This is a genomic window from Mesorhizobium qingshengii (assembly GCF_900103325.1).
Taxonomy (GTDB): Bacteria; Pseudomonadota; Alphaproteobacteria; order Rhizobiales; family Rhizobiaceae; genus Mesorhizobium; species Mesorhizobium qingshengii.
On sequence record NZ_FMXM01000006.1, the window covers coordinates 250,955 to 265,755 of the forward strand.

Below are 14,801 nucleotides of genomic sequence, written 5' to 3' on the forward strand. Positions count from 1 at the left end.
CATCAGCGTGGAACCGATCAGTCTCGATGTGCTTCTGGCCAGTGTCGGCAAGGAGGTTGGCGTGTCGCCGTGGCGGGTGGTCACGCAACGCATGATCGATCAGTTCGCGGACGCCACCGACGACCACCAGTTCATCCACTGCGACCCGGAGCGGGCCATGCGGGAGACGCCGTTCGGCGGCACCATCGCGCACGGCTTCCTGTCGCTGTCGCTTTTGTCGGCAATGACCTTCGAGACCATGCCGCCGCTCGAAAACAGCAAGATGGGCGTCAACCACGGCTTCGATTCGCTGCGCTTCCTGGCGCCGGTGAAGACAGGGGCGCGCATCCGCACCCGTTTCGTTCTGGCCGACGTCAAGGTCAGGCCGTCGGGCTGGGTGCAGACGGCCCATGACGTGACGATCGAGATCGAGGGCTCGAAGAAGCCGGCATTGACCGCGCGCTGGCTGACGCTGACCCTGATCGAACGCCAGCCCGAGACCGCATGAGCGATCCGAACGTTCTCGACCAGGCAGCGCTAGCGCCTTACCTTGAGGCGAACATCCCCGGCTTTTCCGGGCTTGCTGCAATCGAAAAATTCAAGTCGGGCCAATCGAACCCGACCTATCTGATGACGGCGGCAAGTGGCCGCTACGTGCTGCGCGCCAAGCCGCCTGGGCAGTTGCTGAAATCGGCGCATCAGGTCGACCGCGAATTCACCGTGATGAGCGCGCTTGCCGGAACCGCCGTGCCTGTGCCGCGAATGCTGCATCTGTCGGCGGAGGACTCGCCGATCGGCCGCATGTTCTACGTGATGGATTTCCTCGACGGCCGCATCTTCTGGGATCCGGCGCTGCCGGAGGCTCGCGACAACGATGAGCGCGCCGCCATCTACGATGCCATGAACGTCACGCTCGCGGCCATGCATGATGTCGATGTCGAGGCCTTGGGTCTCGGCGAATTCGGCCGGCCGGGCAACTATTTCGAGCGGCAGCTGGCGCGCTGGACCAGCCAGTACCGCGCCTCGGAGACGGGCACCGTCGCCGACATGGACCGGCTGATTTCCTGGCTGGAGAAGCACATGCCCGCCGATGACGGCCGCGTCTCGCTGGTGCATGGCGACTACCGGCTGGACAATCTGATCTTCGCCCCGGATCGGCCCCAGGTGGTGGCGGTGCTGGACTGGGAACTGTCGACGCTTGGCCACCCCTTTGCCGACATCGCCTATCAGTGCATGCAATGGCGCTTGCCGCACGCCTCGGGTTTTCGCGGCCTGGGCGGTGTCGAGCGCTCCGCACTCGGCCTGCCCTCGGAAGAGGCCTACGTCGCCGCCTACTGCCGCCGGCGCGGGCTGGACGGCATCGGCAACTGGACGTTCTTCCTGGCCTTCTCCTTCTTCCGGCTGGCCGCGATCTGCCAGGGTGTCTACAAGCGGGCGCTGGACGGCAATGCCTCCAATCCTGAAAAGGCCAAGACCTATGGCGAAGCGGTGAAGCTGCTTTCGCGTCTCGCCGCGAAACTGATCGACAAGGAGGCGTGATGGGCCGCTTCGACGGAGCAACCGTGCTGATCACCGGTGCCGCCGGCGGGCTCGGCCAGGGCGCCGCGAAGGGCTTTGCCGTCGAAGGCGCGCGGCTGGTGCTGTCGGACATCGACGAAACAGCGTTGGCCGATCTTGCCGGGACGCTGCGGACCGAAACGGCGATCCTGGCCGGCAACATAGCGGACGAAAGCCTGTCCGAGGATCTGGTCAGGCTGGCGGTCGAGAAATTCGGCCGACTGGACATCGCGGTCAACAATGCCGGCATCGTCCAGAGCTTCGTGCGCCTGCCACATGTCGCGTCGGACGAGGCCCGCCGCCTGCTGGAGATCGATCTGCTCGGTGTGTTCTATGCCATGAAGCACCAGATCCCGCAGATGGAGCGGCAGTTCAAGGCGGCTGGCAAGGGTGGCGCCATCGTCAACATCGCCTCGGCCGCCGGCCTGTCCGGCGCGCCGAAACTCTCGGTCTACGCCGCCGCCAAGCACGGCGTCATCGGCCTGACCCGCTCGGCCGCGATCGAATACGCCACCAAGGGCCTGCGCATCAACGCCATCTGCCCCGCCCACACAAGGACGGCGATGATGGACGGCTTCGTACGCCTCTCCGGCGTGCCGGAGCCAGACGCACTGGCCGAACTGACGCGTGGCGTGCCGATGAAGCGGGTGGCCGAAGTCGAGGAGATCACCACCGCCATCCTGTTCGCCGCCGACCCCGCCAATTCCTTCATGACCGGCCATGCGCTGGCCGTCGACGGCGGCATCGGCGCCATCTGACACCTGCCGTTTGGGAACCTGTCGCGCCCTTGTTCGTTTTCGTACAGCGTATATAATTTAGCCGCGCACCAACCAAACGAAGGCACGATATCTTGCCGCCGAGCGTCCAGACACGCCGCGAGAAACAAAAAGCCGAACTGCGATCCGAACTGGTCGAGGCCGCGCACAAGCTTGTCCAGGAAGAGGGTTATGAAGGCCTGACCATCCGCAAGCTGGCCAAGCGGGTCGGCTACGCGCCGATGTCGGTCTACTCCTACTTCGCCGACAAGCAGGACATCCTGTTCGCGCTGGCCGAGGATGCGTTCGAGACGCTTGCCCGGCGCATCGAAGAGCATTCGTCCGACGATCCGATCGAGGCATTGCAGGCGGTCATGACGGAATATGCCGCCTTCGGGCTCGGCAATCCCAACGAATACCGCACCGTCTTCATGACCGAAAAAACCAGGCTGCCGGAAGGCAGGAGCTACGAAGACATGGAAGAAGGCAACCCGGCGATGAAAGTGCTCATCAGCCGGGTAGAGGCCTGCGTCGCCGCCGGCAAGTTGCAGGGCGATCCGCGCGCCATCGCCACCATGCTGTGGGCGGTGGGCCACGGTACGATCTCGCTGCTGATCACCTTTCCGTTCTACCCCTTTGGCGACCCGCAGGCCTTCGTGAAGCGGATGTGCGATTTAACGCTTGCCACGCTCAGCACGCAGAACGTGCCGCCGCTGACCGAGACACCGGTCAACTGCTGAACGCCAGCTCCTTTCGTTTCCATAGTCCTCACCATCCTCCGCAGCCAAACGGGGGGCGAGTTTCTTGGTTAACAAAAAGTTTGTCGTACGCGTACGATTCCGACTTGAACTTCGCGATCGATGGTCGTATTTGTACACCATACCGTACATGTACGGAAAGAATTCACCCGTCGAAAAACGGAGACTGACGATGAAAAAGACACTCCTCACCCTCGCCGCCGTGCTGGCACTTTCGGGCTCGGCCTTCGCCGCCAGCGCCACCCAGCCGGTCAAGCACGCGCCGGCCGCGACCTGCGTCGACACCAGGACCCATGTGAAGCTCGATTGCGCTTCGACCGGGTCGGTCGAGAAGAAAAGCTCCACGGAAAACACCGCTGACGGCAAAGGCCCGCGGCTCGGCATCAGCATCAATCCGTGGATTATGCCGAGCGCATTCTGATATCAGCTTGAAATCACTTCTGGTCGGCACGAGCCGGCCAGCTTCAGGCGACCGGGACCGGCAATTTGGCCGCTGAACTCTCGAAGGCCGCGTCGATCAGCTTCTGCATGTCGGCGGCGCGCCGGAAGGACGGATCGCCGTTCCGGCCTGCATCCAGCGCCTCTGCAAAACGCCGGGCGTTGCGCTTGACATCCGGCAGCACAAGCGTTCGCCAGCACTGCTGGTCGACATCCTTGCCCAGGCAAGCGGACAGGTGCGATGCCTTGCCGTCGGTCTCGGCCTTGATGGCGCCCCTGGTGCCGTGCAGGGCCAGCGACAAATCGTTGGCGTGGCCGGTCATGTAGCGGCTTGCCACGATCGTGGCGAGTGCACCGGATTTTAACCTCGCCGTCATCGCCACGCTGTCGTTGGCGTCCAGCACATAGTCGCCGATCCGCTCGCCCTCGGCCTTCGGAAACGTCACCAGATCCGCATGCAGGCTGACGATTTCCTGGGCAGCGCCATAGGTAGCGAAGTCCAGGATGTGAATGCCGACATCGCCCAGCACGCCGGTCGAACCGTGCCGGCTCGACAGGCGCCACAGCCATTTGTCCTCGACCCGCCAGTCGCCCCACGATTTGCTGACCAGCCAGCTTTGCCGGTAGCTCGCCTCGACATGGCGCAACTCGCCGATCTCACCGGCCTGCACCATGCGCCGTGCTTCCTGGATCGCCGGTGAGTTGCGATAGGTCAGGTTGACCATGTTGACGACCCCGGCCGCCTCGGCCGCTTCCGTCATATCAAGTGCATCGGCATGGTTCGGCGCCAGCGGCTTTTCGCAGAAGACATGCTTTCCCGCGGCAAGCAGCGCCAGTGTCGTCGCCCTGTGCGCGCCGTCCGGCGTCGCGTTGATGGCGGCGTCGAACTCGCCCCAGGTAATCGCTGCTTCCAGGCTCTCGAAGAAATCGCCTATTCTGTTGGCGGCGGCGAACGCTGCCGCGCGGCCCGGCACCTGGTCGACGCAGGCGACGATGGCACAGCCGGGAATCCTGGCGAATTCCTCGACATGATGCCCGGCGATGCCGCCGGTGCCGAGCAGAAGCAGTCGATGCATCGGATCAGGCCCCAATCAACTCAAGCCCTTGTCGCCATCGGCATGCAGGCGCAGACCCTTCTGGACGATCTTCTCCTTGGCCGCCTCCGTCGGCACGTTGGGCGCATTGGTGACGCCAGACCATGCCGGCGCCGGATTGTGCGCCCAGTGCACGGCGTTGCGCAGCACCTGCTGCACGCCCTCATTGTGATAGATCGGATAGGTCTCGTGGCCAGGCGAGAAATAGAAGATCCTGCCGGCGCCGCGCTGATAGGTCAGCCCGGACCGGAACACCTCGCCGCCCTCGTACCAGGAGACGAACACCGTCTCGAGCGGCTCCGGCACCGCGAACGGCTCGCCATACATCTCCGTCTCGCCGATCTCCAGGCATTCGCCAATGCCTTGCGCGATCGGGTGGCTGCGGTTGATCGCCCAGACACGCTCGCGCTCGCCCGCCTCGCGCCATTTCAGCGAACAGGGCGTGCCCATCAGCCGCTTGAAGATCTTCGAGTAGTGGCCGGAATGGAGCACGATCAGCCCCATGCCTTCCCAGACCCGCTTCTGCACGCGCTCGACGACTTCGTCCTTGACCTCGCCATGCGCGGCGTGGCCCCACCACAGCAAAACATCCGTGGCGGCCAGGCGCTTCTCGCTCAAGCCATGTTCGGGTTCCTGCAAGGTGGCTGTGGTCGCCTCGATGCCCTTGTCCTGGTTGAGCGCGGCGGCAATGGTGCCGTGCATTCCTTTGGGATAGAGGTCGCGCACGGCGGCATTGGTCTGCTCATGGACATTTTCGCCCCAAACAACGGCCTTTGTCGGCATTTTTGTCTCCCAAAGCGCTTTAAATAGCATGCCCAATGGGATTGAGAAGGTCCGATCCGGCCTTGTCCTACGAAAATTAAGTCTTGCGCTTTTTGCGCCCGGCCACCGTCTTGGCCTTGCCCGGTTTCGCCGGAGCGCCGGGAATGGCCGTTCCCGTGATCGATATCGGATCGCTGGCCGGGAACGTGTCCTCGAGCCCCTCCTCGAGTTCCTGTTCAGCACTCGGCTCTTCGTGTTGCTCATGCTCCAGGGAGCGAACGGCCGGCGACTTCTTGGCCTGTGACCTTGGCGTGGAATTCGACGGCATCGGCATTCTCCCTCGGCGTGCGAATGCAGAACGAGCGTGCCCTGCAAAACGTTCCGAGTTCAGACCGCTGCGTCCCGCGATCCCTCGGACAGGAAAGTAAAGACATAGTCCGAGAAGGAACGCCAGCATTCGACCCGGAAGGCATCGGCGGCATTGCGCGACAGCACGATCTCGGTCTTGCCCAGGATGGTGCGTGAACACGCACCGACCGGAAAGGCGTCCAGCGACAGGTCCTGCGGACAGCCCGCATTGATCGTCGCGGCAGCTCCCGCACCCGTCACGGCAATCGCGACGTTGCGATGCGAGATGCCGACAGCCGAGTGCAGGGCGGAAACCCCGGCACAATCGGCGAGCGGATCGTTGCCGGCCTCGTCGATCACCAGCCATTCATCGGGGCCGAGCCACAGTGCGGTCCGTCCGGCTTTCGAAGCCGAGGTTTTCGGCTTCTTCGGCAAGGTCACGCCGAGCGCCTTCGAAAGCGCGGCGACCGAAGCCTCCGGCGCGCGCAGCGAGATGCGTTCGGCCGGCGGCAGCACCTCGATCTTGACGGCGGGTGCGGAGGTGGTGCGGCCGGCCAGCGCCGGGCGGCGCTCGACCGACAGCGTTGCGACAGTTGTTGCTTTTTTCGTGGCGGCCTTAGCCATTGAGGCGCCCTCCCGTCTCGTCGAAGAACACCATGCCGGTAACCTCCACCTCGATCACCCCGTTTGGCATCGGCACATAGAGCGTGTCGCCCATGCGGCCGCGGCCACCGGCGACGAGTGCCAGCGCGATGGAGCGGCCGCAATTTTGCGACCAGTAGCTCGAGGTGACATGGCCGATCATCTTCATCGGGATCGCCTGCTTCGGATCCTCGACAATCTGCGCGCCTTCTTCCAGCACCACCTTTGGGTCCTTGGTCTTCAGGCCGACCAGTTGCTTGCGGCCCTTGGCCACCAGGTCCGGCCGCGCCATGCCGCGGATGCCGACGAAATCGGCCTTCTTCTTGCCGACCGCCCAGTCGAGACCGGCGTCGTTCGGCGTCACCGTGCCGTCCGTGTCCTGGCCGACGATGATGTAGCCCTTTTCGGCGCGCAGCACGTGCATGGCCTCGGTACCGTAAGCCGCCGCACCATGCTTCTGCCCCTCGGCCCACAGCGCTTCCCAGACAGCCTGGCCGTAGTCGGCCGGCACATTGACTTCGAAGCCGCGCTCGCCGGTGAACGACATGCGGAACAGCCGCGTCGGCACGCCGCAGATCTTGCCTTCACGCACCGACATATGCGGCAGCGCCTCGTCGGACATGTCGATGCCTTCGACCAGCGGCGCGATGATGTCGCGCGACTTCGGCCCCTGCACGGCAATGACCGCCCACTGCTCGGTAATCGAGGTCAGCCAGACATTGAGATGCGGGAACTCGGTCTGGAGATAATCCTCCATGTGGTTCATGACGCGTGGCGCGCCGCCCGTTGTCGTCGTCACATGGAAGCGATCGGGCGCCAGCCGGCCGACGACGCCGTCATCATAGATGAAGCCGTCCTCGCGCAGCATGATGCCGTAGCGGCAGCGGCCGGGCTCCAGCTTCTCCCACGGATTGGTGTAGAGCAGTTCCATGAACTTGGCCGCGTCCGGACCGACCACTTCGATCTTGCCGAGCGTCGAGGCATCGAACAGGCCGGCCGTCTTACGAACCGCCACACACTCGCGGTCGACCGCCGCGTGCATGTCTTCTCCCGCCTTGGGGAAATACCAGGCGCGCTTCCACTGGCCGACATCCTCGAACACCGCACCCTGGGCTTCGGCCCACGGATGGATCGCGGTTCTGCGTGTCGGGTCGAACAGCGGACCGCGCGCATGGCTGACGATCGCGCCGAACGTCACCGGCGTATAGGGCGCCCGGAACGTGGTCAGGCCGACCTCCGGGATCGGCTTGCCAAGCGTCTCGGCGGCAATCGCCAGGCCGTGCATGTTGGACGTCTTGCCCTGGTCGGTCGCCATGCCGTTGGTGGTGAAGCGCTTGACGTGCTCGATCGAGCGCATGCCCTCGTGCACCGCCTGGCGAATGTCCTTGGCGGTGACGTCGTTCTGGAAATCGACAAAGGCTTTCACTGTCGTATCCGACCCGGCGCCGGGGGCGGCGCCCAGCATGCCGCGCGACCAGCTCTCCGAGGCATCGACTTTCGGCTTCATGCCCCTGGCGGTTTTCGCGCCGGCATCCTTGGCCGCCTTGGCGCCCGCCGCATAGGCCTCGTCGAGCGACGCCGACAGCCCATCCGTGCCGTTGCAAGCGCCGACCGAGACGCAGTCCTGCGCGTAAATGCCCGGCACGAAGCGCTTGGTCTCGTCGTTGAAGGCGACCTTGCCGCGCGACTGCGAGAACAGATGCACCGACGGCGTCCAGCCGGCCGACATCAGGATCGCGTCGACAGGAATGGTGCGTTCGCCGCCGCCATTCTTCGGCTGCACGGTCATCGACGATACCCTGAGCTTGCCGCCGGCGCGGATCACCGCGCGGCCGAAATTGACCTCGATGCCAAGCGCCCGTGCCTCGTCGATCACCGGACCGGTCGGATTGTCGCGCAAATCGACGATCGCCGCCACGTTGACGCCGGCCTTCTTCAGGTCGATCGCCGCCGCATAAGCGGAATCATTGGCGGTGTAGACGCCGACATTCTTGCCGACCGCGACACCGTAGTGGTTGAGATAGGTGCGCGCCGCGCCCGCCAGCATGATGCCTGGCCGGTCGTTGTCGGCGAACACCATGTGCCGCTCGATGGCGCCGGAGGCCAGCACGACGCGCTTGGCGCGAACCTGCCACAGCCGCTCGCGCGGCAATTCATGGCCGGGAGCCTTCAGATGATCGCTGACGCGCTCGACCAGGCCGACGAAATTCTGCGCGTAGTACCCAAAAGCGGTGGTGCGCGAGAGCACACGGACATTGTCCATGGCGGCGAGCTTCGCCACCGCACCTTGGGCCCAGGCAAAACCGTCCTGGCCGTCGATCCTGGCGCCGCTCTCGAAGCGCAGGCTGCCACCGAACTCGGCCTGCTCGTCGGCGAGGATGACGCGCACCCCGGTCTCGGCCGCGGCCAATGCCGCCGCGATGCCGGCGGCACCACCGCCCAGCACCAGCACGTCGCAATGCGCATAGCGCGATGAATAGTGATCGGGATCCGGCTGATCCGGGGAAACGCCAAGACCGGCCGCTGCCCGGATCTTCGGCTCATAAAGGCTCTTCCAGGCCGCCTTCGGCCACATGAAGGTCTTGTAGTAGAAACCGGCGGAAAAAAACGGCGAGGCCATATCGTTGACCGCGCCGACATCGAAGGACAGCGACGGCCAGCGGTTTTGCGACTGGGCGGCAAGCCCGTCATAGAGCTCCTGCACGGTGGCCCGCACGTTCGGCGTCTTGCGCGCAGCGTCGCGCTTGATCTCGACCAGCGCGTTCGGCTCTTCCGCGCCCGCCGACAGGATGCCGCGCGGACGATGGTACTTGAACGAGCGGCCGACGAGGTGGACGCCATTGGCGAGCAGCGCCGAAGCCAGCGTATCGCCCTCGATGCCGGCGTAGGATTGGCCATCGAAGCTGAACCGCGCGGTCTTCGCCTGGCTGAGGCGGCCGGCGCTGGGAATGCGGAACGCGCCGCTCATTTGGCAACCACTTCGTTGGAGATTTCGGGCAGCTTCGACGGCTTCGGCTCGCCGGCCTTGTAGGTCATGATGAACTTGTCGGTGACCGTGTCGCGCACGGCGTTGAAGAAGCGGGCGCAGCCATGCATGTGCCGCCAGCGCTCATGGATGATGCCTTTGGGATTCGAGCGGATGAAGAAGAATTTCTCGAAATCGTCGTCGCTCTCGCCGGCAATGTTGGCCGAGCGCGCGATATGCGCTTCGCCGGCATTGCGGAATTCGAGCTCCGGGCGCTCTTCCTCGCAATAGGGGCAACGAATGAGAAGCATTGTGTTCGTTCCTACAATTCGCCGTGGCCGACGCGGGCGCCGGCCGGTTGGTCGCAAAGCCTCTGGCCCATCGCCGCAAAAGGCGCGACGAGCCGGATGCGCTCCTCCACGCTTGCGGCCGGGCGAAAAAGATCGCGATACGCCATGTTGCCGATGGTGAGTTGCACCGGATCGGTCGTGACGATGACGCGACGTGGCTCGAATGTGTCGTCCTCGCCAAGATCGGAGGGCCTGTTCTCCAGGAACATGACCACCTTCTGGCCGCCGCTCCACACGCAGGCCAGCATGCCGTCGTCGACGGAGAACGGCCAGTTGGCCTCGTTCCCGGCGCGGCTGATCGGCTGCGTGCGCACTTCGTCCGCCGAAGGAAAATGGAACATGCCCTGTTCCCCCGCCAGCATCAGCGGCATCGCGACAGCCATCTGCGCCATCATCAATGCGCCACGGCCGCCGCCGCCGCCTCGTCGATCAGGCGGCCGGTGCGGAAGCGTTCGATGGTGAAGGGCGCGTTGATCGGATGCGGGTCGTCCTTGGCGATGGTGTGGGCAAAGACATGGCCCGAGCCCGGCGTGGCCTTGAAGCCGCCCGTGCCCCAGCCGCAATTAACATAGAGGCCGGGCACCGGCGTCTTGGCTAGGATCGGCGAGCGGTCAGGCGTGACGTCGACGATGCCGCCCCATGAACGCAGCATCTTCATGCGCGTGAAGATCGGGAACATCTCGCAGATGGCGTCGAGCGTGTGCTGCAGGATGTGCAGGCCGCCAGTCTGCGAATAGGAGACATACTGGTCGGTGCCGGCGCCGATCACCAGTTCGCCCTTGTCGGACTGCGAGATATAGGCGTGCACCGTGTTCGACATCACCACGCAAGGCACCACCGGCTTGACCGGCTCGGACACCAGCGCCTGCAGCGGGTAGCTTTCCAGCGGCATGCGCACGCCGGCCATGTTCATGATGACAGAGGAATGGCCGGCGGCGACAACGCCGACCTTCTTGGCGCCGATGAAGCCGCGTGTCGTGTCGACGCCCATGACCGCGCCGTTCGGCGCCCGCTTGACCCCGGTGACCTCGCAGTTCTGGATGATATGCACGCCACGCGCCGAGGCGCCGCGCGCATAACCCCAGGCCACCGCATCGTGGCGCGCCGTGCCGCCACGGCGCTGCAGTGCCGCACCGACCACCGGATAGCGTGCGTCTTTGGAGATGTTGAGCGGCGGGCAGAACTCCTTCGCCTGCTCCGGCGACAGCCATTCATTGTCGATGCCGTTCAGCCGGTTGGCGTGGACATGGCGCTTCAGCACCTGGATGTCGTGCACATTGTGGGCCAGCATCATGACGCCGCGCGCCGAATACATGACGTTGTAGTTGAGCTCCTGGCTGAGCCCGTCCCACAGCTTCAGCGCATGGTCGTAGATCCCGGCGCTCTCGTCATAGAGATAGTTGGAGCGGATGATGGTGGTGTTGCGGCCGGTGTTGCCGCCGCCCAGCCAGCCCTTTTCCAGCACCGCGACATTGGTGATGCCATGGACCGTGGCGAGATAATAGGCGGTGGCCAGGCCGTGACCGCCGGCGCCGACGATGATGACGTCGTATTCCTTCTTGGGCTCAGGCGAGGACCACTGTTCCTCCCAACCCTTGTGGCCGCGCATGGCCTCGCGGGCGATGGCGAATACCGAATATTTCTTCAACGTCCCAGCCTCGCGCCAACAGATCTCGCGGATTGCAGCCGGGCGTTCAGTCGGTCCCGGCGCGCGAGGTGTATCACTAGCGAAACCGGGCTTCCACCCTTGCGCTGTTTGCGACGGCGCTTGCCGTTTTGCGCCGCGACAAAAAAGACGCATCCGGACTGGCCGATGCAACGGCCCTCGGCCACTATTCGTGTTGCCGAACCTTTGGAGCAAGATTGTGGGCAATGCCTGGTGGAATTTGACATTGCGCTTCCTGCTGGAGTTGGCCGCCTTGCTCGGCCTCGGCATCGCGGGTTGGAGCCTCTCGGACGGATGGTGGCGCTGGGTCCTGGCCCCGGCCTTGCCGCTCGTTGCAGCTATGCTGTGGGGAACCTTTGCGGTACTCAACGACCCAAGCCGCTCGGGGCGTGCACCCGTGCCTGTGCCGGGCGCGGCGCGGCTGGTGCTCGAACTGGTCATCCTGTTCAGCGGTGCCGCCGGATTCTATGCAGCCGGCTACACGGCCACGGGCATCATCGTCGCCGCGTTCATCGCCATCAGCTACGCATTTTCGCTCGACCGGCTCGGTTGGCTGCTGAGGCAATAGCCCGGATCGGCGCGGCCTTCGCAGGTATCGGGTGGCCCCGACCCGCGCCATTTGCGACCAGACATCCGATCGCCGGCAGATCCGGTACGAAGCAAAGGATGTAAGAATGTTCGCACTCGCCAACAAGGTCGCCATCGTCACCGGCGCCAGTTCCGGCATCGGCCGCGCCACGGCAAGACTCTTCGCCGAAGAAGGCGCCAAGCTCATCGTCGCTGCCCGCCGCCAGGCGGAGCTCGACATCCTCGTCAACGAAATTCTCGAGGCCGGCGGAATGGCCACGGCCCTTGCAGGCAACGTCACCGAAGAGGCTTATGCGAAAGGGCTTGTCGAACTGGCGATGGACAAGTTCGGCGGCCTCGACATCGCCTTCAACAATGCCGGCGCCGTCGGCCTGATGGCCGCCCTGCCCGACATGACACCGACGGCGTGGCACGAGACCATGGACACCAACCTGACGAGCGCCTTTCTCGGTGCGAAATATCAGATACCGGCCATGCTGGAGCGGGACGGCGGCTCGCTCATCTTCACCTCCAGCTTTGTCGGCCGGACCGCCGGCATCCCCGGCATGGCCGCCTACGCCGCCGCCAAGGCCGGTCTGATCGGCTTGACGCAGGTTCTGGCAGCCGAATACGGCCCGAAGGGCCTGCGCGTCAACGCGCTGTTGCCCGGCGGCACCGACACGCCAGGGGCGACGACAACGACGCCCGAAGCCCGCGCTTTCGTCGAAGGCATCCATGCCCTGAAGCGCATGGCGCAGCCCGAAGAGATCGCCCGCTCGGCCCTTTATCTCGCCTCCGATGCCTCGAGCTTCACCACCGGAACCGCGCTGTTCGCCGACGGCGGCGTGTCGATCAACCGGACGTGAAGGGTTTTTGCGGCGAACAGGCCTGTTCGTCGCCGTGACGCAGGCCGTCGGTCTTGCTTTTTCCGCGCGATTTGGCGATTCCGTCTCCTGTCGAATTCCTGTCGAAAAACGGGGCCTGGAACGATGATGCTGATCAGAACCTATGTGGCTGCGAGCGCGATCGAGGGCGTCGGCGTGTTCGCCGCCGAGCCGATCCGGAAAGGCGCCTCGATCTGGCGACTCGATCCGGACTTCGATCGGCTGGTCCCGACGGAGAAATACGAGGCAGCACCCCCGCACCTCAGGGAATTGCTCGACCGCTATGCCTATCCGAGCCCCGACCGGCCGGGTTTCATGGTCTATGAAGTCGACAATGGCCGCTTCATGAACCATGCTGGAAATCCAAACACGGATTTTTCGCAGTATGGCGGCGCAACCGCCACCCGCGACATCGCCGCGGGCGAGGAAATCACCTGTGACTACGGCGAGTTCTTCGAGGATTTCGAGCGGCTTCACCTGGCCACGGCGTAGTCGGCTCCCTTATCCTGCGGCAAAACCGGCCGTGGTTTGGCCGTCCAAGTTCATTTCGGCTGTGGACAGCGCGGGATGATTCTGCTATCAGCCGCCACAATTCGTGGTGTAAATCGCCGCGGAGGCTAGTGGCTATGGCCGCTTGCCTGTTGATATCAAACCCGAAAGACAGGATTGCCCGTGCAGGTACTCGTCCGCGACAACAATGTTGATCAGGCGCTTCGCGCTCTCAAGAAGAAGATGCAGCGTGAAGGCATTTTCCGCGAAATGAAGATGCGCGGTCATTACGAGAAGCCTTCCGAGAAGCGCGCCCGTGAAAAGGCGGAAGCCGTGCGCCGCGCCCGCAAGCTGGCCCGCAAGCGCGCACAGCGCGAAGGCCTGCTGCCGATGACGCCTCGCCCGGTTGCCGCTGGTGCTGCCGGCGGTGCAGGTGGTGCTCCGCGTCCGCCGCGGTTCTAACGCCAATTTTTCGTCCTTTTCCAAGGATATCCAAGGTGGCGCGATGTGGAATCGCCGCCACCTTTTTGTTTTGATTGTGACCCGGCCCGGAGGGGGGATCCGGACCTGAACGACGCGGCGCAAGTGAGGACAGGGCAGACATGAACGCAACAAGCGTGGAGCGCGGGACCGCATTGCGTGGTTTCGCCCTGACGGCAGCCCTGCTTTCCGGCTTGGTGCTTGCCGGTTGCCAGACGGCTGGCCCGACCGGCGAATTCAACAACATCGACAAGGCGCAAGGGTCGAGCGAGAACATCTCCTCGCTGTCGGCGGTGATCCAGCGCAATCCCCAGGATCCCGAAGGCTACAATGTGCGCGGCTCGGCCTATGGCCGGGGCGGCCAGTACCAGGCGGCGCTCAAGGATTTCAACACCGCGATCCAGCTCAACCCGAATTTCTTCCAGGCCTATTCCAACCGCGCGCTCATCCAGCGCTTCCTCGGCAACCAGGCGGCCGCGCTCAACGATTACAACCGCTCGATCCAGATCAACGGCAATTATGACGCCGCCTATATCGGCCGCGGCAATCTCTACCGCAAGGCGGGCCGCACCCAGGAGGCCTTCAACGACTTCCAGAAGGCAATCCAGCTCGACACGACCGATGCCCGTGCCTACCACAATCGCGGCCTGATCTATCAGAGCCAGGGCCAGCACAAGTTCGCCATCGAGGATTTCTCGACCGCCATCTCGCTCGCGCCTGATGCCGCCGAGCCCTACAACGGCCGCGGTCTCTCCTATCTGGCGATGAACGACGAGGACAACGCCTTCGCCGACTTCAACATGGCCATCAAGCTGGATGGCAAGAACGCCGAAGCCTGGGCCAACCAGGCGCTGATCTACGAGCGGCGCGGTGACAAGGCCAAGGCGGCGAAATCCTATCGCGAAGCCGTTCACCTCGACCCCACCTACCAGCCAGCCAAGGACGGCCTGGCCCGCGTCAGCTGATATCGATTTCGGCAGCGCCCTTGCACCATCCAGGCGCCGGGGTGTCCTTTGCGTGTCCGAAAGGACACGCGGCGCCGCGGATCGCCGTCGATCCGGCAACCG

At 64.4% G+C, this 14,801-nt stretch carries 18 protein-coding genes; 10 read left to right on the forward strand and 8 right to left on the reverse strand.

Going from position 1 to position 14,801, the window contains the following annotated elements; all coding sequences use genetic code 11:
• Window position 1: 1 nt before the first annotated feature.
• The 5 genes from BLS48_RS12320 to BLS48_RS12340 all read left to right on the forward strand — a co-directional run bounded on the left by BLS48_RS12320 (window position 2) and on the right by BLS48_RS12340 (window position 3,470).
• The gene (locus BLS48_RS12320) at window positions 2-487 is read left to right on the forward strand and encodes a MaoC family dehydratase (RefSeq protein WP_269905276.1); all 486 of its coding nucleotides are present in this window, start codon (window positions 2-4) and stop codon (window positions 485-487) included.
• The gene (locus BLS48_RS12325; RefSeq protein WP_091577927.1) at window positions 484-1,518 is read left to right on the forward strand and encodes a phosphotransferase; all 1,035 of its coding nucleotides are present in this window, start codon (window positions 484-486) and stop codon (window positions 1,516-1,518) included. Before BLS48_RS12320 ends, BLS48_RS12325 begins: the two co-directional genes overlap by 4 nt.
• Window positions 1,518-2,294: an SDR family oxidoreductase gene (locus BLS48_RS12330; RefSeq protein WP_091577929.1), complete on the forward strand. Its 777-nt coding sequence runs from the start codon at window positions 1,518-1,520 to the stop codon at window positions 2,292-2,294. The genes BLS48_RS12325 and BLS48_RS12330 overlap by 1 nt, the downstream gene beginning before the upstream one ends.
• Window positions 2,295-2,386: 92 nt before the next feature.
• Entirely contained in the window at window positions 2,387-3,031 is a 645-nt protein-coding gene (locus BLS48_RS12335; RefSeq protein WP_091577931.1) for a TetR/AcrR family transcriptional regulator, read from the forward strand.
• Window positions 3,032-3,221: 190 nt separating this feature from the next.
• Entirely contained in the window at window positions 3,222-3,470 is a 249-nt protein-coding gene (locus BLS48_RS12340) for a DUF680 domain-containing protein (protein WP_091577932.1), read from the forward strand.
• 43 nt (window positions 3,471-3,513) lie between these two features.
• Here BLS48_RS12340 and BLS48_RS12345 read toward each other — a convergent pair whose 3' ends face one another.
• The 8 genes from BLS48_RS12345 to BLS48_RS12380 form a co-directional block, all read right to left on the reverse strand.
• Window positions 3,514-4,563, reverse strand: coding sequence for a Gfo/Idh/MocA family protein (locus BLS48_RS12345; RefSeq protein ID WP_091577934.1), 1,050 nt, complete (start codon window positions 4,561-4,563; stop codon window positions 3,514-3,516).
• A gap of 15 nt (window positions 4,564-4,578) precedes the next feature.
• Window positions 4,579-5,364, reverse strand: a complete 786-nt coding sequence (locus BLS48_RS12350) for a ThuA domain-containing protein (RefSeq protein WP_091577935.1) — start codon at window positions 5,362-5,364, stop codon at window positions 4,579-4,581.
• A gap of 76 nt (window positions 5,365-5,440) precedes the next feature.
• Window positions 5,441-5,671, reverse strand: coding sequence for a hypothetical protein (locus BLS48_RS12355; RefSeq protein ID WP_091578079.1), 231 nt, complete (start codon window positions 5,669-5,671; stop codon window positions 5,441-5,443).
• A 59-nt stretch (window positions 5,672-5,730) separates the two neighbouring features.
• Window positions 5,731-6,315, reverse strand: coding sequence for a sarcosine oxidase subunit gamma (locus tag BLS48_RS12360; RefSeq protein WP_091577937.1), 585 nt, complete (start codon window positions 6,313-6,315; stop codon window positions 5,731-5,733).
• A complete protein-coding gene (locus BLS48_RS12365; protein WP_091577938.1) occupies window positions 6,308-9,301 on the reverse strand; it encodes a sarcosine oxidase subunit alpha in 2,994 nt (997 codons plus the stop codon). The genes BLS48_RS12360 and BLS48_RS12365 overlap by 8 nt, the downstream gene beginning before the upstream one ends.
• Window positions 9,298-9,609, reverse strand: coding sequence for a sarcosine oxidase subunit delta (locus BLS48_RS12370; protein ID WP_091577940.1), 312 nt, complete (start codon window positions 9,607-9,609; stop codon window positions 9,298-9,300). Before BLS48_RS12370 ends, BLS48_RS12365 begins: the two co-directional genes overlap by 4 nt.
• Before the next feature lie 11 nt (window positions 9,610-9,620).
• Window positions 9,621-10,043 (reverse strand): hypothetical protein, encoded by a 423-nt coding sequence (locus tag BLS48_RS12375; protein WP_091577942.1) that lies wholly within the window; start codon window positions 10,041-10,043, stop codon window positions 9,621-9,623.
• Window positions 10,043-11,296, reverse strand: a complete 1,254-nt coding sequence (locus BLS48_RS12380; RefSeq protein WP_091577943.1) for a sarcosine oxidase subunit beta — start codon at window positions 11,294-11,296, stop codon at window positions 10,043-10,045. The genes BLS48_RS12375 and BLS48_RS12380 overlap by 1 nt, the downstream gene beginning before the upstream one ends.
• 217 nt (window positions 11,297-11,513) lie before the next feature.
• Between BLS48_RS12380 and BLS48_RS12385 the strand changes: the two genes are divergently transcribed.
• From BLS48_RS12385 to BLS48_RS12405, 5 genes are all read left to right on the forward strand, one after another.
• On the forward strand, window positions 11,514-11,882 hold the full coding sequence (locus BLS48_RS12385; protein WP_091578081.1) for a YrdB family protein: 369 nt from the start codon (window positions 11,514-11,516) through the stop codon (window positions 11,880-11,882).
• Between the two features lie 106 nt (window positions 11,883-11,988).
• The gene (locus BLS48_RS12390) at window positions 11,989-12,747 is read left to right on the forward strand and encodes an SDR family oxidoreductase (RefSeq protein WP_091577945.1); all 759 of its coding nucleotides are present in this window, start codon (window positions 11,989-11,991) and stop codon (window positions 12,745-12,747) included.
• Between the two features lie 123 nt (window positions 12,748-12,870).
• Complete coding sequence (locus BLS48_RS12395; RefSeq protein ID WP_091577946.1) at window positions 12,871-13,257, forward strand: SET domain-containing protein; 387 nt, start codon at window positions 12,871-12,873, stop codon at window positions 13,255-13,257.
• Between the two features lie 180 nt (window positions 13,258-13,437).
• Window positions 13,438-13,716: a 30S ribosomal protein S21 gene (rpsU, locus tag BLS48_RS12400; RefSeq protein WP_023810129.1), complete on the forward strand. Its 279-nt coding sequence runs from the start codon at window positions 13,438-13,440 to the stop codon at window positions 13,714-13,716.
• 140 nt (window positions 13,717-13,856) lie between these two features.
• A complete protein-coding gene (locus tag BLS48_RS12405; protein ID WP_091577948.1) occupies window positions 13,857-14,699 on the forward strand; it encodes a tetratricopeptide repeat protein in 843 nt (280 codons plus the stop codon).
• Window positions 14,700-14,801 lie beyond the last annotated feature (102 nt).

What these genes read in the sequence shown, in the direction of transcription:
- BLS48_RS12405 (WP_091577948.1), top strand. Translation starts at nt 13,857, where the DNA reads ATGAACGCAACAAGCGTGGAGCGCGGGACCGCATTGCGTGGTTTCGCC.
- BLS48_RS12390 (WP_091577945.1), top strand. Translation starts at nt 11,989, where the DNA reads ATGTTCGCACTCGCCAACAAGGTCGCCATCGTCACCGGCGCCAGTTCC.
- BLS48_RS12365 (WP_091577938.1), bottom strand. Translation starts at nt 9,301, where the DNA reads ATGAGCGGCGCGTTCCGCATTCCCAGCGCCGGCCGCCTCAGCCAGGCG.
- BLS48_RS12340 (WP_091577932.1), top strand. Translation starts at nt 3,222, where the DNA reads ATGAAAAAGACACTCCTCACCCTCGCCGCCGTGCTGGCACTTTCGGGC.
- BLS48_RS12325 (WP_091577927.1), top strand. Translation starts at nt 484, where the DNA reads ATGAGCGATCCGAACGTTCTCGACCAGGCAGCGCTAGCGCCTTACCTT.
- BLS48_RS12350 (WP_091577935.1), bottom strand. Translation starts at nt 5,364, where the DNA reads ATGCCGACAAAGGCCGTTGTTTGGGGCGAAAATGTCCATGAGCAGACC.
- BLS48_RS12360 (WP_091577937.1), bottom strand. Translation starts at nt 6,315, where the DNA reads ATGGCTAAGGCCGCCACGAAAAAAGCAACAACTGTCGCAACGCTGTCG.
- BLS48_RS12370 (WP_091577940.1), bottom strand. Translation starts at nt 9,609, where the DNA reads ATGCTTCTCATTCGTTGCCCCTATTGCGAGGAAGAGCGCCCGGAGCTC.
- BLS48_RS12330 (WP_091577929.1), top strand. Translation starts at nt 1,518, where the DNA reads ATGGGCCGCTTCGACGGAGCAACCGTGCTGATCACCGGTGCCGCCGGC.
- BLS48_RS12355 (WP_091578079.1), bottom strand. Translation starts at nt 5,671, where the DNA reads ATGCCGTCGAATTCCACGCCAAGGTCACAGGCCAAGAAGTCGCCGGCC.
- BLS48_RS12345 (WP_091577934.1), bottom strand. Translation starts at nt 4,563, where the DNA reads ATGCATCGACTGCTTCTGCTCGGCACCGGCGGCATCGCCGGGCATCAT.
- BLS48_RS12395 (WP_091577946.1), top strand. Translation starts at nt 12,871, where the DNA reads ATGATGCTGATCAGAACCTATGTGGCTGCGAGCGCGATCGAGGGCGTC.
- BLS48_RS12375 (WP_091577942.1), bottom strand. Translation starts at nt 10,043, where the DNA reads ATGATGGCGCAGATGGCTGTCGCGATGCCGCTGATGCTGGCGGGGGAA.